Annotated in this window: 17 protein-coding genes; 11 read left to right on the top strand and 6 right to left on the bottom strand. The window is 43.8% G+C overall.

The features are described 5' to 3' along the window. Positions 1-287: 287 nt before the first annotated feature. Complete coding sequence (locus RMX89_RS31085; RefSeq protein ID WP_322691653.1) at positions 288-4,973, bottom strand: glutamate synthase-related protein; 4,686 nt, start codon at positions 4,971-4,973, stop codon at positions 288-290. Positions 4,974-5,992: 1,019 nt separating this feature from the next. On the opposite strand from RMX89_RS31085, the gene RMX89_RS31080 reads away from it, so the two are divergent. The 9 genes from RMX89_RS31080 to RMX89_RS31040 all read left to right on the top strand — a co-directional run bounded on the left by RMX89_RS31080 (position 5,993) and on the right by RMX89_RS31040 (position 15,741). Continuing rightward, a complete protein-coding gene (locus RMX89_RS31080; RefSeq protein WP_322691652.1) occupies positions 5,993-8,050 on the top strand; it encodes a phosphodiester glycosidase family protein in 2,058 nt (685 codons plus the stop codon). 279 nt (positions 8,051-8,329) lie between these two features. Then, on the top strand, positions 8,330-8,749 hold the full coding sequence (locus RMX89_RS31075; protein WP_104907515.1) for a cupin domain-containing protein: 420 nt from the start codon (positions 8,330-8,332) through the stop codon (positions 8,747-8,749). Positions 8,750-9,003: 254 nt separating this feature from the next. Continuing rightward, on the top strand, positions 9,004-9,327 hold the full coding sequence (locus tag RMX89_RS31070) for a HesB/IscA family protein (RefSeq protein ID WP_099099761.1): 324 nt from the start codon (positions 9,004-9,006) through the stop codon (positions 9,325-9,327). A 130-nt stretch (positions 9,328-9,457) separates the two neighbouring features. Continuing rightward, positions 9,458-9,841 (top strand): 30S ribosomal protein S12, encoded by a 384-nt coding sequence (gene rpsL, locus RMX89_RS31065; protein WP_012410236.1) that lies wholly within the window; start codon positions 9,458-9,460, stop codon positions 9,839-9,841. A gap of 570 nt (positions 9,842-10,411) precedes the next feature. Beyond that, on the top strand, positions 10,412-10,882 hold the full coding sequence (gene rpsG, locus RMX89_RS31060; RefSeq protein ID WP_069070112.1) for a 30S ribosomal protein S7: 471 nt from the start codon (positions 10,412-10,414) through the stop codon (positions 10,880-10,882). A 137-nt stretch (positions 10,883-11,019) separates the two neighbouring features. Next, on the top strand, positions 11,020-13,098 hold the full coding sequence (fusA, locus tag RMX89_RS31055; protein WP_322671964.1) for an elongation factor G: 2,079 nt from the start codon (positions 11,020-11,022) through the stop codon (positions 13,096-13,098). A 23-nt stretch (positions 13,099-13,121) separates the two neighbouring features. Then, positions 13,122-14,351, top strand: a complete 1,230-nt coding sequence (tuf, locus tag RMX89_RS31050) for an elongation factor Tu (RefSeq protein WP_118168986.1) — start codon at positions 13,122-13,124, stop codon at positions 14,349-14,351. 188 nt (positions 14,352-14,539) lie between these two features. After that, complete coding sequence (gene rpsJ, locus RMX89_RS31045) at positions 14,540-14,857, top strand: 30S ribosomal protein S10 (protein WP_008232935.1); 318 nt, start codon at positions 14,540-14,542, stop codon at positions 14,855-14,857. 236 nt (positions 14,858-15,093) lie between these two features. Next, a complete protein-coding gene (locus tag RMX89_RS31040) occupies positions 15,094-15,741 on the top strand; it encodes an LON peptidase substrate-binding domain-containing protein (RefSeq protein ID WP_322684886.1) in 648 nt (215 codons plus the stop codon). A gap of 148 nt (positions 15,742-15,889) precedes the next feature. On the opposite strand, the gene pheA is transcribed toward RMX89_RS31040, so the two are convergent. Next, entirely contained in the window at positions 15,890-16,765 is an 876-nt protein-coding gene (gene pheA / locus RMX89_RS31035) for a prephenate dehydratase (protein WP_322691651.1), read from the bottom strand. 622 nt (positions 16,766-17,387) lie between these two features. Here pheA and RMX89_RS31030 point away from each other — a divergent pair. Then, positions 17,388-17,975 (top strand): DUF1997 domain-containing protein, encoded by a 588-nt coding sequence (locus tag RMX89_RS31030; RefSeq protein WP_322663547.1) that lies wholly within the window; start codon positions 17,388-17,390, stop codon positions 17,973-17,975. A gap of 281 nt (positions 17,976-18,256) precedes the next feature. Here the strand turns inward: RMX89_RS31030 and RMX89_RS31025 are convergent, their stop codons facing one another. The 4 genes from RMX89_RS31025 to RMX89_RS31010 all read right to left on the bottom strand — a co-directional run bounded on the left by RMX89_RS31025 (position 18,257) and on the right by RMX89_RS31010 (position 25,161). Continuing rightward, positions 18,257-18,913 (bottom strand): ribonuclease HII, encoded by a 657-nt coding sequence (locus RMX89_RS31025; RefSeq protein WP_322683627.1) that lies wholly within the window; start codon positions 18,911-18,913, stop codon positions 18,257-18,259. A 9-nt stretch (positions 18,914-18,922) separates the two neighbouring features. After that, positions 18,923-21,061: an Rne/Rng family ribonuclease gene (locus RMX89_RS31020; RefSeq protein ID WP_322683626.1), complete on the bottom strand. Its 2,139-nt coding sequence runs from the start codon at positions 21,059-21,061 to the stop codon at positions 18,923-18,925. A 936-nt stretch (positions 21,062-21,997) separates the two neighbouring features. After that, entirely contained in the window at positions 21,998-24,679 is a 2,682-nt protein-coding gene (locus RMX89_RS31015) for a TIGR03960 family B12-binding radical SAM protein (protein WP_322691650.1), read from the bottom strand. Between the two features lie 152 nt (positions 24,680-24,831). Further along, positions 24,832-25,161 (bottom strand): STAS domain-containing protein, encoded by a 330-nt coding sequence (locus RMX89_RS31010; protein ID WP_322675006.1) that lies wholly within the window; start codon positions 25,159-25,161, stop codon positions 24,832-24,834. Positions 25,162-25,632: 471 nt separating this feature from the next. Between RMX89_RS31010 and RMX89_RS31005 the strand changes: the two genes are divergently transcribed. After that, positions 25,633-25,833 carry a hypothetical protein gene (locus tag RMX89_RS31005; protein ID WP_094349495.1) on the top strand — a complete coding sequence of 67 codons (201 nt, stop codon included), beginning with the start codon at positions 25,633-25,635 and terminating at the stop codon, positions 25,831-25,833. The last annotated feature ends 147 nt before the right edge of the window (positions 25,834-25,980 follow it).

Genomic DNA, 25,980 nt, shown 5'->3' with positions numbered 1-25,980 from the left:
AATTAGGTAGATTTCAGGACAGTGCCGATCTCGAATTTATTACTTAGACTTTGACAGGATTTAATTGCTCGGTCACTTTTGTAGTCTTAGTCTAAAGTTCATTTGTGAATTAGTTAGTGAATATTCCCCCTTTTTTAGGGGGAATATATTTTCTCCTACGCTCTTTTTAAGAGGGAAATTCAGGTGACTGCTTTAGGTATCTAAAGGGGTTTTCGCAGAGTACCTGTTTGTGCAACTTCTTTGCCGGGAGAATGCCTTAAGGCAGAGTATGAGAACGGTTATAGTTACTAATGACTGCTTACTAAACTGAACTCAGTTGTTTTTTCAGGATTGGCTTCTGGACTATCAGCTTCAGAAGGCGGAACCAACTGCCAGAATTTCGGCAAAAATTCTTGCCAGTTTTGCAGAATTTTCTTCGCCTTTGGTGAACCAGTGCGTTCTGCATGATTTTGGATTAATTCTTGCAGTTGCTTTGCACCTACTTCGGTAATCACCCGCTGAATTTTGACAATTTCTGGGTTGACTAACTCACGAAATGAGTCGTCTTCATCCAAGAAGTATGCGAGTCCACCAGTCATTCCAGCGGCTACGTTACGTCCTACTTTGCCAAGGACGACAATCACACCACCTGTCATGTATTCACAGCAGTGATCCCCAGCGCCTTCAATCACTGCGATGCCTTTGGAGTTTCTCACAGCAAAGCGTTCTCCTGCTAGACCATTGGCAAATAAGATGCCACCAGTAGCACCATAAAGGCAGGTATTGCCAACTATCACATTTTGTGAGGCGTTATAGGTAGCATCTGTTGGAGGTTTGATGATGATTTCACCACCATGCATCCCTTTACCTACATAGTCATTTGCTTCTCCTTCTAGGCTGAGAATTATGCCTGGGAGGTTGAAAGCACCAAAGCTTTGCCCAACACTACCTGTAAAGTTGAGATTAATTTGTCCTTCAAAGCCACTGTCACCGTATTGAGAAGCGATCGCACCCGCTAATCTTGTGCCCACTGTTCTGTCAGTATTGATAATTGGGTAAGTCTTGGTGACAGTAGACTGATCCCTAATAGCAGCCTGAATGTCAGGATCGCCAAGGAACTTGTCATCCAAAACCACGCCGTTGCTGTGGACTTCTTCATGCACCAACCAGCTACGATTGTCTCTGCTATTTGGTAGCTGAAGTAAACAGTCGAGATCTAGCGATCGCGTTTTGGTGAGTTTTACCTCTGGGCGCAGTTTTAATAAATCTGCACGTCCAACGATTTCTGACAAAGAACGGTAGCCAAGTCGGGCTAACAAACTCCGCACTTCTTCAGCAATGAAGTAGAAGAAGTTGACAACTTGTTCCGGCATTCCCGTAAACCGCTTGCGGAGTTCTTCTTTTTGAGTAGCAACACCCACAGGACAGGTATTCATGTGGCAAACTCTCGCCATAATACAGCCTTCTGCAATCATGGCGATGGAGCCGAAACCAAATTCTTCACCGCCCATTAATGCACCTATTACCACATCCCAACCACTCTTGAGTCCGCCATCTACGCGTAAAATCACGCGATCGCGCAAGCCATTTTCCATCAAGACGCGATGCACTTCACTTAAACCCAATTCCCACGGTGAACCAGCGTGTTTAATCGAACTGAGTGGCGATGCACCTGTACCACCATCATGACCAGAAATTTGGATGATATCAGCGTTTGCCTTGGCTACACCAGCGGCGATCGTGCCAATGCCAACTTCTGAAACTAGCTTCACCGACACCTGTGCTTTGGGGTTAATTTGGTGCAGATCAAAAATCAGTTGTGCTAGGTCTTCAATCGAATAAATATCGTGGTGCGGTGGTGGCGATATCAGCGTCACACCTGGCTTGGAGCGCCTTAACATCGCAATGTATTGGCTCACCTTGGGCCCTGGCAGTTGTCCACCTTCCCCAGGCTTGGCACCTTGAGCAATTTTGATTTCAATTTGTTTGGCGTTAACTAGGTACTCTGGTGTGACACCAAAGCGTCCCGATGCAACTTGCTTAATGGCACTATGAGCTATATCGCCATTTCGCAATCCTTTTAAATGAGGTAGTGTTGGCGAGTAACCAGACTCGTCTACATCATCTAGAACTGTGTAGCGCACTGGATCTTCGCCGCCTTCTCCAGAATTTGATTTACCACCAATGCGATTCATCGCGATCGCTAAAGTTTCGTGGGCTTCTCTTGACAAAGCGCCTAAAGACATGCCACCTGTGCAGAAGCGCTTGACTATTTCATATACCGATTCCACTTCTTCTAGAGGAACCGACGGGGCATCGCCTTGGAAGTCCAGCAAGTCCCGCAAGGCTGTTACTGGTCTGCCTTGGAGGTGCTTTTTGTAAACTTCGTAGTGGTCGTAGTTTTTTCCATCTAGAGCCTTATGCAGCGCCTTAACCATTTCGGGGCTATTCATGTGGTACTCGCCGCCAGGACGGTACTGCACAAAGCCCAGGTTTTCTAACTTCTTGGTCGTTAGTTCTGGGAAAGCTTTGACGTGGAAGGAAAGCACTTCATCAGCAAGTTCGGTAACGCTCAAACCACCGATGCGGGAAGTCGTCCCACGGAATCCCAGGTCGATTAAATCTCCACCGATGCCAATGGCTTCAAAGATTTGGGCTGCTTGATAGCTGGAGAGCAGAGAAATTCCCATTTTGGAGAGAATTTTCAGCAAACCTGACTCTACTGCTTTGCGATAGTTTCCTAAAGCTTGTTCTAACGTGAGGGTGGGAATTTTTTGCACACCCATTAATTTTTGAGTTTTGGGATCGGACCACCAATCACGCACCGTATCTAAAGCCATGTACGGGCAAACTGCACCAGCACCATAGCCAATCAGACAAGCAAAGTGATGGGTACTCCAACATTGAGCAGTATTCACAATCAGGGATGTTTTCATTCGCAACCCCTCACGAATCAGATGGTGATGCACTGCACCCACTGCTAATAGGGGAGGAATGTAGGTATATTCTGTGTTGAGACTGTCATTAGCTTGATCGCTTAATATTAAAATCTTTGCACCTGCCCGGACTGACTCAGCTGCTTGTGCTTGCAAAGATTGCACTGCGGCTTTCAATCCTTCTGGGCCGCTAGCGATCGCAAATAGAGTTGACAACTCAGCCGTGGCAAATCCTGACAGCTTAATCGCCTCTAATTCACCATCAGTTAACACTGGCGATTCGAGTTTTAATCTCCGAGCATATTCTGGCTTGGGTTCTAATAAGTTACCCCGTTCGCCTAGTTCAACTTTCAGAGACATCACTAACTTTTCCCGGAGAGGATCGATCGCCGGGTTCGTCACCTGAGCAAAGCGCTGTTTGAAATAGTCATAAAGCAGGTGGGGCTTTTGTGACAGCACGGCTAAAGGAATATCATCACCCATACAGAAAGTCGGTTCAGAACCGGCGATCGCCATTGGGTGAATCACCATTTCTACATCTTCTGTGGTGTAGCCAAAGGCAGTTTGACGCTGAAGTAAGTTTTGCTTGTCAATAGTCAATTGTCCTTGGTCATTTATCAATTCTCCTTTGCCATTACCATTTGCTAATGACGGATGACTAATGACTAATGACTTTAATTCTTGACGGTACTGTTGCAGCCATTCTCCATAAGGATGCTGCTTGGCGATGCGCCCCTTTATGTCCCAATTCTTCAGCACTTCATGATTTTCTAAATCCACGGCAATCATTTGCCCTGGGCCAAGTCTACCTTTCTCGAAAATATCGGCTTCTGGGAAATCCACCACACCAGCTTCCGAAGCTACAACAATGTAATCATCTTTGGTAATCGCGTAACGAGCTGGTCTTAAACCATTACGATCTAGAGTTGCACCAACTTTTTTGCCATCGCTGAATACTAAAAGTGCTGGCCCGTCCCAAGCTTCTTGCAAACCACTGTAATATTCGTAGAAATCAACAATTTCGGGAGATTCACGTAAAGAAGGCTGATTTTGATAAGCCTCTGGAACCATAATCATTAAAGCTTCCAAGGGGCTGCGTCCAGAGCAAACCAGCAATTCCACTACGTTGTCTAGGGTAGCTGAGTCGCTATTATCAATGTGAACTAATGGCTTGAGTTCCTGGATGCGATCGCCCCATACAGGATGATTCAGGCTAGCTTCTCGTGCCATCATCCAGTTGATGTTACCCAATAAGGTATTGATTTCGCCGTTGTGACCCAAAAGCCGCATCGGTTGGGCTAGGGGCCACTTGGGCATGGTATTGGTACTAAAGCGGCGGTGATAAACAGCAAAGGCGCTTTTGTAAGCTGGATTTTTTAAATCGTCATAAAAGCTGCCCAAGACAGCAGAACGCACCATACCTTTGTAGACAATTGTGCGACTTGACAACGAACAGATATAAAATTCTTCTGAGATGTTAGTTGCAGCTTTACTAATTCGGCGGCGGGTAATATACAACTGCCGTTCTAATTCATCACCGCTTTTGTCAACAGAAGCTAACAAAACTTGTTCAATCTGGGGCTGATTTTCTCTTGCTTGTACCCCCAGCAAATCAGATTGCACAGGTACTACTCGCCAACCCAATACAATTAATTTCTCTTCAGCAGCTACTTGCTCGACAGTCACCCTCGCTTGTTGTGCAGCTTGCTGGTCTTGTGGTAGAAATATCATCCCCACAGCTATGCGATCGCTAGATGGAAATTCCTTCCCCCTTTGGGCAAAGTCTTGTTGGAACAACTCCCAAGGGATTGCTGTCAAGACTCCAGCACCATCACCAGAGTCGCGATCGGCGCTACAACCTCCCCGGTGTTCTAAGCAGGCTAAAGCAGCTAAGGCTTTTTCGACAATTTCATGGCTGGTATGATTTTGGCGATGAGCAATAAAACCTACACCACAGGCATCTCGTTCTTCTACTAACCACTTTTGCCCCTGATAGGTATCTCTTGAGTTGATATTCGCTGTGATTTTCTGGTCTTGATTCATCGGTTTATTATTCATACCCTGTTCCTGAAGTATTGAGTTACCAATTTTGCCACTACATTGTGGGAAAAAATTTCTAAATTCAGCGATGGAAAAATATATAAGCACCGAAATTTAGGGAAAAAAAATTTTAACTTCGGTTTTACTTTGTTAGTTAACCCGTGTTAAAATGTTTGCGTGTTTTTTATGTATTTATGCGGTGTTAGACAACTTACCTCCGCCAAGACATCATTTTTGCCCTGACAGTTTCTTTTTTATATTTTGAAGCTAAGTATTTTTTCAATTTCTTTTTCCAGATGCACGCTAGCTACTCATGGAGCCTATTTCGGCTCACCTGAAACAAAACTAAAACTGAACGCTGCACTATTTTTTTAAGCCAAAGCCCAGATAATTAGTAATCGATCGTGACAATCAAGAACTCACTCTAAGCAGTCGCCTTGCGTTTCTTAGAGAAGCTATGCTAAAGGCTTTACGCTACGCTACCTTAATTCGTGGTTGCAATCAGTGAGGGGTTCTACCCTCCATTGTTTTGTTAACCATTGAATTAAAAATTGAGTCTGAGCTGGTGTACCCTTTTAATTACGAATTACGAATTACGAATTAGTAATTATTTGGTTATCCCGATCCAGCAATAAAATCAGCGTATTACAATATATACCCATTTGACAATTCCCAAATATTTTTGTTGTCTAGAATTTTGCCGCTTACCAGTTGCCGCATGTATTACTATTAACTAGACATTACTGAAGTAATAACAGTAGCAACTATCGGCAGGATTAAATATCTTAATCCAGTTTTGATAACCAAAACTACCGTATATAGTGTGGTTAGAATTAGTTGGGAGTTAAAAAACTAGGTTGCAGTGGCTTTAGCGTCTAAATAAATTAATATGTGTCTAATGTTTGTCTAAAAGAGACAAGTAGCCAATATATAGATTACCATATTTATTCAAAAATAAAGTCATCTTTCCTTGATATTTCCAAATAATTGGTTAGTTTAAACCTTGGGTAATAGTTTTCCAAAGTACCTAGTAAATTATGGTAAAAATGCCGAATTGTTGCCAATCAGAGATTAGTGATGGCTCTGCAAATGCCAAGGGCGATCGCAGATTCTTCCGGGCTACTGTGTCACCAATACTTTTAACAGTACTGTGCTTAACGACTACTTGTGCTGCCAACGCCCAAGAATCCCCGAAAACGGCCAAATTTATATCCAGGTTAATCTCACAGTCACCTGCACCTCCTTTAACAGGTGTGGCATCCTCTGGTAATCAAATTTCCCTCAATGGTCGTACTTTACCAGGAACTTGGTTACAGCGACCTGGAAAATCTGGACAGGTGACAACTCATCTCAGTGATGGGGCATTCAGGCAATTAATTGGAGTAAATTTCTTAAACAGTAGTAATTCAGCGAAGCAACCAATACAGTGGTTTTCGTCGGTGACAAAGCCACTGGTATTAGCCACTAGGTTACTAGGAGCATATCGCTATCTGGATATCACTAATTTTGCTCAAACATCTGGCTGGCAAATTCAAGCTAATGGCAACACTTTGGTGATTGCTACCCCAAAAACACAAATCACAAATATTGTTCAGAGTCAGGAACCTCCAGAGGCAAGTACTCCTTTGCAACAGACTCGGATTCTTGTCAATTTAGATCGTCCCACTCCCTGGCAAGTTGTACAAGGGTCAGCGATCGCCAAACCCCAAACTCCATCCTCCGATCCAGACACGCCAACTCCCAAACCCACTGCACCACCAAATCGAAAGTGGACAATTACTCTTGATGGAATCGCCGAACCCGTTTTGATAGAACGCTATACTCCCCAGCCACCAGCAGCAGCACCAACATTGCTGCCAAACTTGCTCAAACAATTATTACCAGTTACACCAACACAACCAATACCAGCAGCACCTGAACCACTGATTCAAAAAGTAGAGGTGGTGAAAAACCAAACGATTATTAGTCTGAGCGTTCCCTTTGGTCTATCGCCTCAACTTAGTACTATAGATAACCCTAATCGCCTGATTATCAATATTCGACCCGATCCCCTAGAAGAACGAGATATTACTTGGGCCCCAGGATTGAACTGGCGACAGCATTATGTCAACTTAGGCACAGAACGCTTTCCAGTGGTCTGGTTAGAAGTTAATCCCCGTAAATTTGGGCTAACATTGAAACCTATATGGGCTAGTCCTGATGGACTTGCGGGTACTGCTCCCTTAATTCAAACAGCACAACGTTACTTAGCAGTAGCTGGAATTAATGGTGGTTATTTTAACCGTAATAATAAATTGCCATTGGGTGCGATTCGTCGGGATAATCAGTGGTTATCAGGCCCGATTTTGAACCGGGGTGCGATCGCTTGGAATAATTCAGGCCAATTTTACTTCGGTCGTCTCACTTTAGAAGAAACTTTAATTGCAGCAAATGACCAGCGCTTACCAATTCTATTTCTCAACAGTGGTTACATTCAAAGTGGCATTGCTCGTTACACCTCAGCTTGGGGAGCAACTTACACGCCCTTAACGGATAACGAAATTATCTTAGTGGTGCAGAAAGATCAAATTATTAATCAGCTACCAGGCGGCAAAGTTGGTGAGACGCCGATTCCCATTCCCCAGGATGGCTACCTACTAGCCTTACGCGCCAACGCTGCTAGTGCTGCCTCCCAGCTACCTATTGGAACCACAGTAAGTATTTCCACCACCACTGTTCCTACAGATTTTAGTCGTTATCCCCACATTATCGGTGCTGGGCCGCTATTAGTCCAAAATCGTCAAATTGTTCTTGATGCCAAAGGCGAAAAATTCAGCAATGCCTTTATTGCCGAAAAAGCTATTCGTAGCGGTATTTGCACAACAGAAACAGGCACACTGATGATTACTGCCACACATAATCGTGTCGGCGGTTATGGGCCTAATTTGGCAGAACATGCTCAATTGATGCAACTCATGGGCTGTGTGAATGCTTTAAATTTAGATGGCGGTAGTTCTACCAGCCTCTACTTAGGAGGGCAACTACTCGATCGATCGCCCAGTACCGCTGCTCGTGTTCACAACGGAATTGGTATTTTCCTACAACCACGAAAATGAGGGAATGGAAAACAGGGAATAGGGATCTAAATCATCAATGCCCAATGCCCCATGCCCCATCTTTTTTAAAGTTTAGAACAAGCTATCATTTTGCTTGATGAAGACTTGGTGTAAACATCAGAATTTTAGTAGTAATGGTTTACACCATCAGGTTTGATTTTGCTATGTTTATCAAAGTGCGACAAAATTGCTGATTTCCAAGGTTGCAAGATAGCGCCAGATTTTTTTATCAATAATTAAGAGTACCAACGGTTTGTTATGTCTTCAAATGAGGTAACTATGGCTCGATATCAAGAAACTACACAGACTGAAACTCTACACCTCCCTCCAAACATAACTTCCAGGGGCGTTGCTGCAACTGAATTACGTCCTTGGGGTGCTTTTACAGTTTTAGAAGAAGGGCGCGGATACAAAATTAAGCGCATCGAAGTTAAGCCCGGACACCGCCTCAGTCTACAAATGCACCATCACCGCAGCGAACATTGGATTGTCGTCTCTGGTACAGCTAGAGTAGTTTGTGGTGAGAAAGAAGTACTACTGAGCAATAATGAGTCAACATATGTACCCCAATGTACATCTCATCGTTTAGAGAATCCTGGCGTGATCCCCTTGGTATTGATTGAAGTCCAAAATGGCGAATACTTGGGAGAAGATGATATTATCCGCTACCAAGATGACTATGCCCGTACCAAAGATTAAAACCAAAAGAACGCTATTAAAGCTCTAACCCCAAAACTGAATACATTTTTGTTTGGGTAAACCGTCTTTGTAAACGAACTACTACACCCCAGAAGTCCCTACCTAGTCAAGGTGGGGACTGAAGCATGTTAGTGTTATAAATGTAATAATAGCGATCGCGCTCATGCCTTTGGTGATTTGGAATTTTACACAAGCAAGGGTCAACCTATCTGTAAAATGGAAGATGGGGTATTCAATTGCAAAAAACGAGTTCCATGATTCATCTGAGTCAAGCAGCCGTAAGTGAGATTGGGCGAATAAAGTCCAAGCAGCCAAATGTCTTGTTTCGATTGGCAGTAAAACCAGGTGGTTGTTCCGGGTTCTTTTATGATATGTCCTTCGATGAAGCAATAAAAGTAGACGACCAGGTTTTCGACTTGGATGAGATTCAAGTGGTCATAGATGCCGCAAGCTTAAATTACCTCAACGGTTTGAAAGTTGATTATTCAGAAGACTTAATGGGTGGTGGTTTTCGCTTCCACAATCCCCAGGCGATCGCTACCTGTGGCTGTGGCAATTCTTTCTCCTTGAGTCCTTAATGATTGAACAATTCAAAAAACAGATGTTCGATCGCTAAGGAAAAATAGCAATTGACATAAAGCCGTCAAAAAAGATATAATCAGGATTTGTTAAAACTTAGACCATAAGCAGCTTTACGCGCTGTAACTCATGCCAACAATACAGCAGCTAATACGAAATGAGCGCGAACAAGCGCGTCAGAAAACCAAGTCCCCGGCTCTGAAACAATGTCCCCAACGTCGGGGAGTTTGTACCAGAGTATATACGACCACACCAAAAAAGCCTAACTCAGCCCTACGCAAAGTAGCAAGAGTCAGACTTACCTCTGGATTTGAAGTCACAGCTTACATTCCAGGCATTGGTCACAACTTACAAGAACACTCAGTTGTGATGATTCGTGGCGGTCGGGTTAAGGATCTACCAGGCGTGAGATACCACATTATCCGTGGCACCCTAGATACAGCCGGAGTCAAAGACCGCAAGCAAGGCCGTTCCAAGTATGGAACCAAGCGTCCTAAAGAAGCGAAAAAATAGGATCGGGCGATTAATCGCATCCAACACGATTAATCGTCTACCTTAAAAAAGCTGAAGGGCAAAAGAAGGAGCGCCGTCTTTGTTCTAACAGTAGTTATGAAGGCTGCTAAAGTCTGTTTCAAAAAATCAAGCAAGCTACATCTACACTAAGCGAGCAAGTGTAGAAGTTCTGAGGAGGAAAATCCTGTAATATACAGCTAATTTCTCATCTGAACATTAAAGTTTATAATCTTGTCGCCTTGAGTATTTAGTTGCAGATAGCAAGTCAAACAATTTTAGATTTTAGATTTACGATAGCGTAGCGTTAGCGAGTTATCGAGCGTCTTTTGGATTGGTCGAACCCACAAGGGAATTAGGCTTAAAGACTTTTGATTTTTTCAGATCCTTGGGATCGGAATATATATCAAATTTTAATCCAAAATCCAAAATCCAAAATTGGCAGTAAATAAGTCAGCCTTGCTGCAACGGGTGAAAAAATTGAGGAAGTCTGAGGGTTGGGTTCTACCGCTTTTAGTTTCCGCTGTTTGATAGCATATAATTTCGTTGCCAATTCCGAATTAAAGGTGAAGTATGTCTCGTCGTGGTGTTATTCAAAGGCGCCCAGTTCCGTCTGACTCAGTATATAATAGTCGCCTTGTGAGCATGATTATCAGACGGATCATGCGTCATGGCAAAAAATCACTTGCCGCACGCATTGTTTATGATGCATTAAAAACTATTGAAGAACGCACTGGTGCTGGTGCTTTGGAAACCTTTGAAAGAGCAGTGCGAAATGCCACGCCTTTAGTAGAAGTAAAAGCTCGGCGAGTTGGTGGAGCAACCTACCAAGTACCAATGGAAGTGCGTACAGAACGGGGCACTACCCTAGCACTGCGTTGGTTAGTGCAATATTCCCGCTCCAGACCAGGCCGGACAATGGCCAGCAAATTGGCAAATGAGTTAATGGATGCTGCCAACGAAACTGGCAATGCGATTCGCAAACGCGAAGAAACGCACCGGATGGCGGAAGCTAACAAAGCATTCGCACACTATCGTTACTAAGTAAAAAAGCGATATATCGCCTTGCCGAAGCGGTATATCGTAGATTTACACAAAAAGACGGTTTTCCCTAAAAGTATAGAATCTTAACAAAGAGTAATATACAAGATATCATGAGGCAAAAACTATAGGAGGTAGCTGTGGCACGCACGATCCCGCTAGAGAAAGTACGCAACATTGGTATTGCGGCGCATATAGATGCGGGCAAAACAACAACAACAGAGAGAATATTATTTTACTCTGGGATAATTCATAAAATTGGCGAAGTTCATGAAGGAACTGCCGTCACAGACTGGATGGAGCAGGAGCGGGAACGGGGAATTACCATTACTGCCGCTGCCATCAGTACCAGTTGGAAAGATCATCAAATTAACATTATCGATACTCCGGGTCACGTAGACTTCACAATTGAAGTTGAGCGTTCCATGCGCGTGTTGGATGGTGTAATCGCAGTATTTTGTTCTGTGGGCGGCGTGCAACCGCAGTCTGAGACAGTGTGGCGTCAAGCAGAACGCTACAAAGTTCCTCGGATAGCCTTTATCAACAAGATGGATCGCACCGGAGCGAACTTTTATAAAGTTCACGACCAAATCCGCGATCGCCTGCGGGCCAATGCGATCGCCATTCAACTACCAATTGGTAGTGAAAATGACTTCCGAGGTATTGTTGACCTAGTAGGGCAACGCGCGTATATTTACGCAAATGACCAAGGTACTGATATCCAGGAAACCGATATCCCGGAAGAATTGCAAGCGCAGGTAGAAGAATTCCGCACCAAGCTTATAGAAGCCGCAGCAGAAACCGATGATGCTCTGATGACTAAGTACTTTGAGGGCGAAGAACTTACAGAACAGGAAATTCGGACTGCCCTGCGTAAAGGCACAATTGCGGGAACGATTGTACCAGTACTTTGTGGTTCAGCATTCAAAAACAAAGGCGTGCAGTTGATGCTGGATGCCGTTGTAGATTACCTGCCAGCGCCAAGTGAAGTACCGCCGATTCAAGGCTTACTGCCCAATGGCGATACTGTTGAGCGGCGGGCTGATGACAACGAACCCCTAGCAGCTCTGGCATTCAAGATTATGGCTGACCCTTATGGTCGCCTGACATTTGTTCGAGTTTATTCTGGTGTCCTGAAAAAGGGCAGCTACGTTCTCAACGCTAGTAAGAATAAAAAAGAACGGATCTCCCGCTTAGTTCTAATGAAGGCAGATGATCGGCAAGATGTCGATGAACTGCGAGCGGGTGATTTAGGAGCAGCTCTGGGATTGAAAGACACCTTGACAGGTGACACCCTCTGTGATGATGGATCGCCAGTAATTCTGGAATCCCTATTCATTCCTGAGCCTGTGATCTCGGTGGCGGTTGAACCCAAAACCAAGAACGACATGGACAAACTGTCCAAGGCTCTGCAATCTCTCTCAGAAGAAGACCCCACCTTCCGTGTCCGCGTCGATCCGGAAACAAACCAGACCGTGATCGCGGGAATGGGAGAGCTACACCTAGAAATTCTAGTAGACCGGATGTTACGAGAATTCAAGGTGGAAGCGAATGTAGGTGCCCCACAAGTAGCTTACCGAGAAACAATTCGGAAAGCTGTGAACAAAGTTGAGGGCAAATTCATCCGCCAAAGTGGTGGTAAAGGTCAATACGGTCACGTTGTGATCAATTTGGAGCCTGGAGAACCCGGTACTGGCTTTGAATTCGTTTCCAAAATTGCTGGCGGTACAGTACCTAAAGAGTACGTTGGCCCCGCAGAACAAGGAATGAAAGAAAGCTGTGAATCCGGTGTTCTAGCTGGATATCCATTGATTGACGTTAAAGCAACGCTAATTGATGGGTCATACCACGATGTAGACTCTTCAGAAATGGCTTTCAAAATCGCTGGCTCAATGGCGATGAAGGAGGCTGTACTGAAAGCTTCACCTGTCATCTTAGAACCTATGATGAAAGTTGAAGTTGAAGTTCCTGAAGACTATATGGGGAACGTCATTGGCGACCTTAACACCCGCCGAGGGCAGATTGAAAGCCAAAGCACCGAAAAGGGACTCGCTAAGGTAACATCCAAAGTTCCATTGGCGAGCATGTTTGGCTACGCCACTGATATTCGGTCAAAAACGCAAGGTCGGGGTACCTTCACGATGGAGTTCAGCCACTACGAAGAGGTGCCTCGCAGCGTAGCTGAAACTATCATTGCAAAAAGCAAAGGGAACGCTTAGTTAAAATAAGGAAATGAGCATTCATGGCACGCGCAAAGTTTGAAAGGAATAAACCCCACATTAATATCGGTACAGTTGGCCACGTTGACCACGGTAAAACTACCTTGACAGCAGCCATCACCCTGACATTGGCAGCTCTTGGTCAAGCTGTAGCTAAGGGCTACGACCAAATTGATAATGCCCCAGAAGAAAAGGCACGGGGTATTACCATCAATACTGCTCACGTAGAGTATGAAACCGAAAGTCGGCACTATGCTCACGTAGACTGTCCAGGGCACGCTGACTATGTGAAGAACATGATCACCGGTGCTGCCCAAATGGACGGAGGTATCCTCGTAGTTGCTGCTACCGATGGCCCTATGCCCCAAACCCGCGAACACATCCTGTTGGCAAAACAGGTAGGCGTTCCCAGTCTGGTTGTCTTCTTGAACAAAGAAGATTTGATGGATGACCCAGAACTCTTGGAACTAGTAGAACTAGAACTTAGAGAACTGCTTTCTAGCTACGATTTCCCTGGCGATGATATCCCCATTATCAAAGGCTCTGGTCTGCAAGCTCTAGAAGCAATGACCAAGAATCCCAAGACCAAACGCGGTGAAAATCCTTGGGTAGACAAAATCTACGAATTGATGGATGCTGTAGATTCTTACATCCCCACTCCTGAGCGGGATGTTGATAAACCCTTCCTGATGGCTGTAGAAGACGTTTTCTCAATTACAGGTCGTGGTACTGTCGCCACCGGTCGGATTGAGCGCGGTGTAGTCAAAGTTGGTGATAACGTTGAACTAGTGGGTATCAGAGATACTCGCGCCACTACCGTAACTGGTATTGAGATGTTCAAGAAGAGTCTCGACCAAGGTATGGCTGGGGATAACGCTGGCGTACTACTCCGGGGTATCCAGAAGGCTGATATTGAACGGGGTATGGTTATCGCCAAACCTGGTTCGATTAAACCTCACAATGAATTTGAAGGTGAGGTTTATGTCCTAACAGAAAAAGAAGGTGGTCGTAAGACTCCATTTTTCGCTGGTTACCGTCCCCAGTTCTATGTGCGGACAACTGATGTAACTGGCACCATCAAAGCTTACACCTCCGATGAAGGCAAAGAAGTAGAAATGGTGATGCCAGGCGATCGCATCAAGATGACAGTAGAATTGATCAACGCGATCGCGATTGAACAAGGAATGCGCTTCGCTATCCGCGAAGGTGGTCGCACCATCGGTGCTGGTGTCGTCTCCAAAATTATCAAGTAGCAAGCACCTTTTTGCTCATCACAAAGGAGCAGAGATGGTATGTATTTTGCCTCTCTGCTCCTTTCTCTTCCCTCTTATAAATAAGGTAATAGGTTACAGGGGACAGGTAATAGTTTTCTGTAACCTTTACCCTGTAACCTTTAACCTGTAAATACTCCCCTAATTACGCAGAACCTGGAAAATTAAAGATGGCAACTCTACAGCAGCAGAAGATTAGAATTCGCTTACAAGCCTTTGACAGGCGCTTATTAGATACATCTTGCGAGAAGATTGTAGACACAGCTAACCGCACCAACGCTACAGCTATAGGCCCAATTCCTTTACCAACAAAACGCCGGATCTATTGTGTGCTGCGATCGCCTCACGTAGATAAAGATTCACGGGAGCACTTTGAAACCCGTACTCATCGCCGGATTATTGACATTTACCAGCCCTCTTCTAAGACTATTGATGCCCTGATGAAATTGGATCTACCATCGGGTGTAGATATTGAAGTCAAACTTTAATTTAGTCATTAGTCACTTGTACTGAGCATAGTCGAAGTATTGGTCATTTGTCCTTTGCTAATGACAAAGGACAAAGGACAAAAGACAAATTACATTAGTATGAATATTTACACAGCCCTGAAGAAATATATCTCAGGGCTTTTATTTAGCTAGGAAACAAATGATAGAATGTACATAAAGTACGGGAAAAGCAGAGAAAAAGAAATTTTAAAGATTAAGTTTATACCAAAGTAACAATGACATCATCTTCTAAAATTGCAGTTCGCGAACTACCTCTGTTCCCGTTACCCGAAGTAGTTCTGTTTCCTACCAGGCCATTACCCCTGCACATATTTGAATTTCGCTACCGAATCATGATAAATACGATTTTGGAAAGCGATCGCAGGTTCGGGGTTTTGATGTTCGATCCAGTCAAAGGTACAATTGCAAACACTGGTTGCTGTGCTGAAATCATTCATCACCAGCGGCTACCAGACGATCGGATCAAGATGATGACTTTAGGGCAGCAACGATTTCGTGTCTTAGAGTATGTTCGTGAAAAACCATATCGCGTTGGCTTAGTTGAATGGATTGAAGACCAACCACCTAGTAAAGATTTGCGACCTTTATCAACTGAAGTAGAACAACTACTGCGAGATGTGGTGCGTCTGTCAGCCAAATTAACCGAACAAAATATTGAATTGCCAGAAGATTTGCCCGATCTACCAACAGAGTTATCTTATTGGGTAGCCAGTAATCTTTATGGTGTCGCCGCAGAGCAGCAATTATTGTTAGAAATGCAAGATACTGTAACCCGTCTAGAGCGGGAAGCAGAAATTTTAACTTCTACTCGGAATCACTTGGCAGCTCGCGCTGTTCTCAAAGATACATTTAGTCAAAAGTGAGGAGTAGAGACGCGATTAATCGCGTCTGTACAGTAAGGAGTTAGGAAGAAAAAACAAAAATAAAAGATCGACAACTTATAATTTATATTTTCTAGCTGAAAACTGGTAAATCATAAATGATAACTCTTAACAAATAACTTCTAACTTTTTAAGTAACGGCGGCGATCGGTAAAACATTGTAAGCGCCAAGAATTTTTAAAATCTCTGTGTGGGTAGTTAATTCTGCTAAAGCAGATTGCATTTGTGCTTCCTTGGCATCTGCTTCTAAATCTACGAAAAACAAGTATTCGCCTAGCGATCGCTTCGTCGGACGAGATTCAATCCGGCTGAGGTTAATCCCTAGTTGAGCAAATATTTGCAAAGGTTTGACTAATGCTCCGGGTGTGTTGGCAGGCATACTAAAAGCCAGCGATGTGTGACTAGCAGGCGCTCTTGTTGCTTGGTATCCAGCGTCTACTTCCCCCTGACTTACTACCCAAAAACGAGTAAAGTTTTCTGGATAGTCGTTGATAGCACTAGCAAGTATCGGCAATTTGTAGAGTTGAGCGGCTCTACTAGAAGCGATCGCTGCTGTTGTTGTCTCTTGCTCCAATCGCTGTAGTGCTTCGGTTGTAGAATTGCTAGGAATAATCTGTATAGTCGGCAGAAACCGCTCTAACCATCCCTGACATTGTGCCAAAGCTTGTGGGTGAGAGTAAACAGTTTTAATACTATCTAAATTAGACGCACAAGAAATTAACATATGGGCAATGGGTAATACCAAAGCCAACTGAATTCGCAAACTGTCCAATTGCCAAAGTGTATCCAGTGTTGTAGTAACACTTCCTTCAATAGAATTTTCCACTGGTACAACAGCCAACTGCGCTTGACCATTCGCAACGGCTTGCAGTGATTGGGAAATGCTGGGATAGGGGCATAATCTAGCTTCAATTGCCCTACTTTTGCTCAACCAGTTGGCATAAAAAATAGTTGCTTGTTCTGCATAAGTACCGGGAGGCCCCAAATGTGCGATCGATAAAGTCATACTTTTAGCCTTGAGTCGCGAGTTTAATGCCTAAACAAAGATTATGATATTTTGGTTTGGCAAATATATCCAACATTTACTCTTACTAAACACTGTTATCTCTAAAATTTACGCACTAAAGGGATAAAAGGAAATATGTATCCAAGAAAACAAGTTATGGAAATCAGTCTTCTAGCAGATAGATTTCCTATAGGACTCATATTTGATTGCGTGAAAAAAACTCAGTACAGCTTTATTCCTTCTTCCCAGTCCCCAGTCCCCATTACCCCTTATCCCCAGAGGGGGCCCCACCATCCCCAGTCCCTAGTCCCTACGATTAATTCAGAAATAAAATCAGATTGCTATAGTAGTTTTTTTACTAAATCCCTCTGAAGATTTAAGAGCAATGATATTGGTTTCTACCCAAAACAAAAAGCATATTCTTGTTTTTGTGTCAAGAGTGAAATCCTAATCTTATATTTATTGAACTCAAGATAGAATGAGCGTAACAACTTTGTGCTAGTGACGTATAGCTGATAAGCAACAATCGTTTTTATAATCAATAAATTTTGTACTTTTCTAATAATCAAAACTAAGTTGTTAAAAAATATTAAAATTAAGAAACAGATATTTTTATTAGCTCATGGCTACCCGGTTTACTGCCTCCCAATCGGTTGAAATAGCTGTTCCAGAGCAGCCTATTCCCATTCAGCACTACTTGCGTCAGCCTCAACGTCTGGTTAAGGCTTTGGTTGACAATAGCCGGATTCAGCAGCTTTCTGAGGAAGTATTTCGCTTGAAAATGCGTCCACTGACTTTTATGTCATTGAGTATTCAACCTACTGTAGACATGAGAGTCTGGGCAGAATCAAATGGAATAATTTATTTGCGATCGCTAAACTGTGAAATTTTAGGTTTCGAGTATATTAACCAGCGCTTTGCTCTCAATTTAAAAGGCTATTTGTCTCCCAAAGAGTTTAGCACTGGCACTCGCCTGCAAGGAAAAGCTGATTTAGAAGTAGTGGTGGATTTTCCACCGCCATTTTCCTTTACTCCTAAGCCGATTTTAGAAGCTACTGGCAATGGTTTGCTCAAAAGTGTACTGTTGTCGGTTAAGCAACGGTTATTGAATCAACTTTTGACGGATTATCGCTACTGGGTGATATCACAAACCAAAGATAGAGGACTTGACAGTGATAGTACTGAATTACCAATCCTGAATGCTGAGTAACTATTTAACTAATTTGTAATTCGTAATTCGTAATTCGTAATTAGAAACAGTTACACAAGGGACTTCCAACAAATAAATTATCCAATCTTGTGGGGTGGACATCTTGTCCGCCCAAGGCTTGGGGCGCTCGTGTCGCCCAGCCCACAAAAAGTAGTTGAGTATTTTTTTATTTGGAGTTCCCTAAGTGGATTTAGACCCCCGATGAAAACTTAGCCAACTATAAACGTAGATTCCGTATCCGCAGGAAAAGGGAATTATACCCGAAAATTACGAATTACGAATTACGAATTACGAATTATTTTGATTTGGCAAGGACGAAAAGACTGACGATGCAGGGGAGAGGGCCCGTATTGTTGCAAAGCCAGCAAATGCCGATGGCTACCATAACCCTTGTTACACTCCAGGTTGTACATAGGGTATTTTAATGCTAGACGCATTATCAAATTGTCACGCCAAACCTTAGCGACAATACTAGCAGAGGCAATAGCGAGCGATCGCTCGTCTCCTTTAACTATTGTTTGTTGCGGCAATAGCAAATCTTTGATTGACTGATTGCCGTCAATCAAGCAAAGTACAGGCTGTACCTTTAACTTCAGCACAGCCCGCTTCATTGCTAACAACGTCGCTTGCAAAATATTTATCTTGTCAATTTCGGCAGTAGAAGCAAACCCAATTTTCCAGTCTATAGCCAGCGCACAAATTTGCTGCGCTAGCTGAGTTCTCCGAGAACTAGACAACTTTTTACTGTCTTTGATTTTAGCTGCCATCAATATTGGCAAAGCCCGATCTGGTAAGATCACTGCTGCCGCCACGACAGGACCAAATAGAGCACCTCGCCCTACTTCATCAACACCTGCAACCAACCCTGGAATATCTGACAAGGTAGAAAACTCTAGCCAAGTGGATTGTTCCAAAGGCGTTGGCGATGTTTCTACCATAAATTAAATTCAATTATCCTCGATCGCTGAAGAACGACGGCGGCGGCGACGGCTGGCAGTGGCGCTACTATTAGTTTCATTTTCATCTGCAATTTCGTTCGCGGCAGCTTTTGCAGACAAGCGTCCCGAAGGGTTCACACTCAACTCCGATGGTTCAGTTGTCTCTTCGATCAAAGATTTTTGTTCTGGCTCAATAACTTTTGGTGTCGGTATTTTGCTTGCAGTTATTTCAGGTGTTGCCTTTTGGGCAATAGTGATTATTTCAGGTGTTGCTTTTTGGACAATAGTTGATTCTGAGGTTGATTCAATTGGGGTCGTTGGTTTTTGACCGGGCTGAATCACATTAATAATCACAGACTTGGTATTTTTAACCTCTTGCTCTAACTTCACTAAGGGAGATATTCCCATCAAGGCAAATATATCCTGTTCTTGGAGGCTCATTTCTACAGTTCTAATCTCCGGTGGTTCTACCACTGGCTTAACTGGTTCTGCCTTGATAATTTTAGTGCGCTCTACTCTTTCACTCCAGCCTGGTTTACCAAGGGTGGGTGAGGGAATTTCTGGCGCAACTCCTAGTTCTGGTTCTATATCCAGGTCTAAATCTGGCTCGTTAACAAAAGTCAGGGGACTGGGAACAATTCGAGCTTCATCTTTCCCGTTTAGCCCATTGACACCAATTCGACTGCGGCGAGTCCGGGTACGGCGCTTATCATTAAGTTCTTGATAACTAGGATGATTGATCAGATTTAGGTTGCTCAATTCCGAGTCGCCGTCAAATCCTTCCCCAAATCCATCGTATGTTTCTCGTGGTTCCGGGATACGGGCAGATGGCTGACGTGGTTCTCGGTGAGGCAAGGATACAAAACGTTCGCGCTCTGGTGTTTCTGCCGGTATTGGCAATCGGTTTTCGATTTCTCCAGGCAGACGCACAGTATGCCCTAAACCGCCACAGGTGGGGCAAGTTTCACCAAACAATTCATAAATATTTTGACCCTGACGTTTGCGGGTCAATTCTACTAAACCCAGTTCGGTAAGTTGGGCAATCTGGGGACGAGCTTTGTCTGCTTTGAGTGCTTTATTAAAGTGTTCGAGAACTTGTAGTTGGTCGCGTCGCGATTCCATATCGATAAAATCAACGACGATCACTCCAGCGATATTTCGCAGACGCAACTGGCGAGCAATTTCTGTTGCTGCTTCGCAGTTTGTCCACAAAACTGTTTCTCTAGCTGTTGCCGATCGCGTAAACGAACCTGAGTTAACATCGATTACGGTTAATGCCTCCGTCGGCTCGATGATAATGTAACCGCCAGAAGGTAGGTCTACCCTTGGTTTCAGGGCTTCTCGAATTGCAGCAGTGATGCGGAAGTATTCTAAAATTGGGGAGCGATCGCGATGATGGTCAATCAACAATCCCTGCGGTGTTTGACCGCCACTCCAATTCTGCAAGTACTGTTTGACGCGCTTCAAACCAGTACTGGAATCTACCACAATCCGATTGACATCCGCGCCGTACATATCCCGCAATACGCGTTGGATAAAGTCATCGTCTCGGTTGAGCAGTGCTGGGGCACGGGTGGAATGGGCTTCCTGCTGGATAGCCTCCCATTGCTTTTGCAGCAATTCCAAATCTTCCATAATCGCTTCTTCGGGTTTACCTTCTGCTTCTGTACGCACAAGCAAACCCATTCCCGCCGGCTTAACCAAAATCGCCAGCGCTCGTAAGCGGTTGCGCTCACTTTCACTTTTAATCCGTCGGGATAAATTTACGCCCCGACCGTAAGGCATCAGTACTACATAGCGTCCAGGTAAGGTGATATTACCTGTGAGCCTGGGCCCTTTTGTCCCCGTTGGCTCTTTCATTACTTGCACCAAAACTTTCTGTTGTGGTGTAAGTAGTTCTGTAATTGCCGCTGCGGTACGCTTGAGCTTCAATGGGCCCAAGTCGGTAACATGAATAAAACCGTTGCGCTCTGGGTCGCCAATATTAACAAAAGCCGCATCTATCCCAGGCAATACGTTTTCTACCACTCCTAAGTAGATATCGCCTATTTGATGATGACCCGTAGCAACAACGAGTTCCTGTATTTGATCTTCAGAAAAAACCGCAGCAATTTGGTGCTGCTCCGCGATGATAATTTGTTTCGGCATTCAATTTCCTCAAAAATTGGCAGCACTTACAGGTTTGAGGTTTGTTATATCAAGTCCGGTTAATTACTTAATAATTCAAAACTAATTGCGTGTCCGCGTCAGTTTTAATTACCAATGTTTTCTCGGTTTGATATTATACTTTCGCTGCCCTCGCAACCCTCAAAAGGCGCTACTGATAATAAAAATCGCAAATCTGAGCTTCTAAGTTAAATAGCTATTGGCGCTCTTAAGAGCGTTTTTACGGCTGATTATTCCAGAACTGCTGCATATCGTTTAAGCTATTAAATCAACCGTTCGTGGTTGATTTGTGATGCAATACTCTCAAATCTTGAAAGTTCTGAGTTGAAGTTCTAAATCCTGAGTGAGCATTGTAACTCAGGATGTTTTCTTTGAGAGTAACCTACTGAATTCGTTAAGAAAAAGAAACTATTTCTATTTTCCATTCCTTAGATTTATCTTAGGGTTATACTCAGCAGCCACAGTTGCTACCCTGCCTTGAGCCGCTCTAAACTAAGACAAGCACCGCTTTGCGCGTCTCGCGAACGTCTACAAGTAGGCAGAACCGACAGCAGTTGCTTTAACTCTAAAAAAGTAATGCACTAGCTCTTGGGCACTACGTGGATTAGACATTCAGCAGTTGTTTAAAAAGGATGAATTTAGAGAAACTAACCGAGCCTGCTGTTAGTTACTGATTCACAAGGTAGCTACATAGAGAGTGTGCATTCTTTAATCTGCTTTTTGTTTGTCTAGGATTTTATCCTAGAAGTTGCACTCTAATATCTTTGCTTTCGCCCCCTGAATACAGGGTAGTGAACCAGCTAATTCAATGCAGCGCCAGAAAATTTCTCTTCACCCTATTCTAACGCAACCTTGCTAAAAATCAATTCCTGTGAGCTGCCATCTTAGGACAACTACTAGCAAGTTGCCCTACAGGGATTATACCCCTAAAATTAGCCGATTGCGGTGGATGTGCAGGAGTTGAAATTCTACACCAGCCACTGTCTCTAGCATAAACAGGATTTGTTCGGGACGCAACAGCAAACCGTCCTGGCGATAGCTACCTAAATAACGGATTACAGATGACATACATTCTGCAATGCTATTGTGGGTTTCTACTAATTCCAGTTCAAATAAGCGATCGCGCAGATTTATTAACTGGCTCTTGCCTGATTTAGTTGTTTGCTCGTACCAAAGTTCCTCTTTTGCTTTGATTGTATCAATCCAGGTTTGCCATTGTATGGGTGTTGTTTCTGCTAGTGCTGCTACAGTAATTAAATACTCTGCGGACTCTAGCAGTTGGGTAGCGGCACTAGCTTTTAAATCTATTTGCTCCACATTATATATAGGTATGTCTGTGGGCATTTCACTAGCCAACTTTTCGCGGAAAGTATCAACTTCCACTGGCACAGTTAACTCAAAATCTGCAATTTCACCGCTGCTAGTAGCCCCTAGAGCCAAAGCGGTTGCTAGAGAAATCCGTGGCATTGGGTGAAACCCACCAGTAAAAGCAATTGGTAAGCCGGATCGCCGCACAACTCGGTCAAACAGACGGATTAAATCAAGATGGCTCATTAAAGCCATATTACCTTGTTTCCCAAACCAAACTCGCAGTCTTTGCGCCTTAGTTGTGTTGGGGACAAATTCGCCAGCAAATTTTGGGATAGCAGGTGATTCAATCACCACGTTGTGCCCAAAATCGGTGCCACAGACGCCACAATGAGAACAACCTTCAAAAGAGCAGTCTGGTACGATTGCAGCTTCTAGAGCGCGTTGCAAGTCTTCTTGGAGCCACTTTTTGTCAATCCCGGTATCAATATGATCCCAAGGTAGGGGAATATCGAGAGAGTGGGGAGTGCTGAGTGAGATGTTCTCCTCTGCTTCTGTGCTTTTTTGCGCCTCTATATGAAATAAATTCCATTCGCCATTTTCTACTTGGCGGTATTTCCAATCTAAATCAGCTTGGGCGATCGCAGATCCCCAAGCGCTAAAAGCTCGATCTAAATTTTCATACCAGGAATCCATACCTGCACCCAATTCCCACGCAAGGCGGACTACTTTGCTCAAATTGCGATCGCCTCGTCCTACAAAATCTTCCATTGCCGAAATGCGGACATCGGTAAAATTTACCTTCACTGCCTTGATTCGGCGGAATTCTTGCCGCAACAGGTTTTGTTTGCGCTTAAATTCAGCCGTAGAAACTGAGTGCCACTGGAATGGTGTATGGGGCTTGGGCGTAAAGTTAGAAATCGTCAGGTTAAAGTTTAGAGGTTTTCTGCCCTTGCCTCGACATTCTCGCTGTAGCCAGCTTACCGTTTCAGCAATGCCCAAAACATCAGCATCCGTTTCACCCGGCAAGCCAATCATAAAATACAACTTTATTTTATCCCAGCCTTGCTCCCAAGCGGTTTTCACCCCTCGCAACAATTCTTCATTTGTCAACCCCTTATTCACAATGTCTCGCATCCGCTGAGTACCAGCTTCTGGAGCAAAAGTCAGTCCACCTTGGCGCGTACCTCCAAGGATGTTGGCAATATTCTCATCAAATCTGTCTACCCGTTGGCTTGGTAGAGTCAGAGAAATATTTTCATTTTTTAAGCGATTTTTGATTTCCATCCCCACTGCTGGTAGGGACAAATAATCAGAACAACTCAGAGATAGTAGGGAAAACTCATTGTAACCAGTTGCCCGCATCCCCTGTTCAATTGCTTCTACAACCTTATCGGGTTCTACATCCCGTGCTGGTCGAGTCAGCATTCCTGGTTGACAGAAGCGACAGCCACGAGTGCAACCACGCCGAATCTCAATGGTCAAGCGATCGTGCACTGTTTCTACGTAGGGAACCAAACCAATAGAATATGCTGGTATGGGAGTTGCAACCCGTCGCAGAATTCGTTTTGGTACGTCTGGGCGCAGAGGGTGAACTGAGCCATCTTCTGCCATATCGTAAAACTGAGGCACATATACGCCTGGTATCTGTGCCAAATCCAGTAACAGATTTTCCCGACTTAATCCTGCTTGTTTGCCTTCTTCTAATACCAAACCGATTTCTGGCAGCAGTTCTTCTCCATCTCCAAGGGCGATAAAGTCGAAGAAATCAGCATAAGGCTCAGGATTTGATGTCGCTGTTTGCCCGCCAGCGAAAATCAACGGAAAGGATGACTGGGTATCGGTAGATTCTCTGCCTCCCTGCCCCTCTGCTCCTCTGCTTTGCTGCCTCTCTCGCCACGTCAACGGAATTCCTGCCAAATCCAACATTTCGAGGATATTAGTTGCACCCAGTTCGTAACTGAGGCTAAAGCCTAAAATGTCAAATTCTGCCAGCGATCGCTTTGACTCTACCGCAAACAATGGCGTATTAGTTTCGCGTAGTTTAGCTGCCAGGTCTTTTCCTGGGAGGTAGGCGCGATCGCACAATTGACGCGGTTGGGCATTCAAGATGTTATAAAGGATGATGTGCCCTAAATTAGATGCACCGACTTCATATACTTCTGGGTAGGTTAAAACCCAACGTATTGCTGCCGTATCCCAAGGTTTGTGTACCGCTAACAGCTCGTTACCCAGGTAACGTGCTGGTTTTAAAATATCTGACGTTATTAATTTTTCAACTGCAACAACCACTGTGCTATCTTCTAGCTACCTTAATTACAGCTACCTAAACCCAACATTAGCATTGAATTAGGTCTTCTAACAGATTTTATCGTTGCAACTTACAACTCCTTTACATAAAGTCCACTTAATTATTGCCCGAACCTTTGTGCTTTTACATAAAGTTATATTTGAAGCAATTTGGCTTCAGCGTCTAATATTTCAAATACCCTATCTAGTTGCGTCAGTTCAAAAATCATTCTAATTTGTGGGGCAACAGCGCTAAGTTGGCAACTTCTTCCTAAAGTAAGAGCCAGCTTGTGTGTAGATAACAATGCCATCAACCCCGCGCTGTCTAACGATTCTACTGCTGCGAGGTCTACTACCAAGGTGGAAATACCATTTTGCGCCAACGCTGTAGCCATATCTCGTTCAAATTCCAAGGCGTTTGCAGCATTTAAGCACCCTTGGGGGCGAATAACTGCAATTTTGGGATAGTTAAGCACTGCCTGCATAGTTACATCCTATTAAGAATTTTGAAGCGTCAAGCTAAGGATTATTTGAACATAAACTCTATCTTGTCGCATCGACCATACGTCTTAGCTCTCTTTGCTGAATCTTTATTGCTTTAGTATGTCTGTTTAAAGATTGTTAGAATTCCAGGTTAAAATGTGTTTATATATACTTTTTTTTTATGTCACTTCAAAAAGAATCAACTATAGACGGCCATAAAGCAGACAAATTATCAGTAACTATGCTGAGAAACCTTGCTTAGTCTATCACTAAAGCTAATTTAACCAAGTTTTAACGTTAGGTTAAATCTGCAACTTTAGCGTTGCTGATGGTATACGGCAAAGTCATAGTGAATTATCTCTCTAACTAATAAAATTGTGATATATATCACTACTAAGTTAGTATTTGGATCGCTCTTTATACTGAGACCGATCTGGGATGATTAGTATCATATTACAGTTGGGTTATTATTTATGAGAACTCAGTACGCTATTCGTAAATTGGTAGAAAAAGCTCTTGACATTAAAAAACTAACTCCTGAGATAGAGAATGAAATCAATTCAGAACTGACGGAACTGGGTTATATTTCTGATGTTGATTACGAAGCCTTAGAATTATTAATGGCAGAGATGGATGCTGGACGAATCCAGTTGGTTCCTAGCCTGGGATTTTAAAATAATTCATAATGACGCTTTCTACCTTCGCGCAGGGTGTCGCAGACAGAAGTTATGTGTAGCTTGCTTCTCTGTAAGAAGACGAGGACTCTCTAATAGACTTATCCGAAAATGGTAAATGTATACGGCAAAGGAATTTCAGCGATT

This window comes from Nostoc sp. DedSLP04, assembly GCF_034530775.1.
Lineage (GTDB): Bacteria > Cyanobacteriota > Cyanobacteriia > Cyanobacteriales > Nostocaceae > Nostoc.
Note: the sequence above shows the minus strand (reverse complement) of the source record. Positions and strands in the feature narration are given on the sequence as shown.

Excerpts from the sequence above, each read along its gene's own strand:
- RMX89_RS31085 (WP_322691653.1), bottom strand. The coding sequence starts at position 4,973 with ATGAATAATAAACCGATGAATCAAGACCAGAAAATCACAGCGAATATC.
- RMX89_RS31080 (WP_322691652.1), top strand. The coding sequence starts at position 5,993 with ATGGTAAAAATGCCGAATTGTTGCCAATCAGAGATTAGTGATGGCTCT.
- RMX89_RS31075 (WP_104907515.1), top strand. The coding sequence starts at position 8,330 with ATGGCTCGATATCAAGAAACTACACAGACTGAAACTCTACACCTCCCT.
- RMX89_RS31070 (WP_099099761.1), top strand. The coding sequence starts at position 9,004 with ATGATTCATCTGAGTCAAGCAGCCGTAAGTGAGATTGGGCGAATAAAG.
- rpsL (WP_012410236.1), top strand. The coding sequence starts at position 9,458 with ATGCCAACAATACAGCAGCTAATACGAAATGAGCGCGAACAAGCGCGT.
- rpsG (WP_069070112.1), top strand. The coding sequence starts at position 10,412 with ATGTCTCGTCGTGGTGTTATTCAAAGGCGCCCAGTTCCGTCTGACTCA.
- tuf (WP_118168986.1), top strand. The coding sequence starts at position 13,122 with ATGGCACGCGCAAAGTTTGAAAGGAATAAACCCCACATTAATATCGGT.
- rpsJ (WP_008232935.1), top strand. The coding sequence starts at position 14,540 with ATGGCAACTCTACAGCAGCAGAAGATTAGAATTCGCTTACAAGCCTTT.
- RMX89_RS31040 (WP_322684886.1), top strand. The coding sequence starts at position 15,094 with ATGACATCATCTTCTAAAATTGCAGTTCGCGAACTACCTCTGTTCCCG.
- pheA (WP_322691651.1), bottom strand. The coding sequence starts at position 16,765 with ATGACTTTATCGATCGCACATTTGGGGCCTCCCGGTACTTATGCAGAA.
- RMX89_RS31030 (WP_322663547.1), top strand. The coding sequence starts at position 17,388 with ATGGCTACCCGGTTTACTGCCTCCCAATCGGTTGAAATAGCTGTTCCA.
- RMX89_RS31025 (WP_322683627.1), bottom strand. The coding sequence starts at position 18,913 with ATGGTAGAAACATCGCCAACGCCTTTGGAACAATCCACTTGGCTAGAG.
- RMX89_RS31020 (WP_322683626.1), bottom strand. The coding sequence starts at position 21,061 with ATGCCGAAACAAATTATCATCGCGGAGCAGCACCAAATTGCTGCGGTT.
- RMX89_RS31010 (WP_322675006.1), bottom strand. The coding sequence starts at position 25,161 with ATGCAGGCAGTGCTTAACTATCCCAAAATTGCAGTTATTCGCCCCCAA.
- RMX89_RS31005 (WP_094349495.1), top strand. The coding sequence starts at position 25,633 with ATGAGAACTCAGTACGCTATTCGTAAATTGGTAGAAAAAGCTCTTGAC.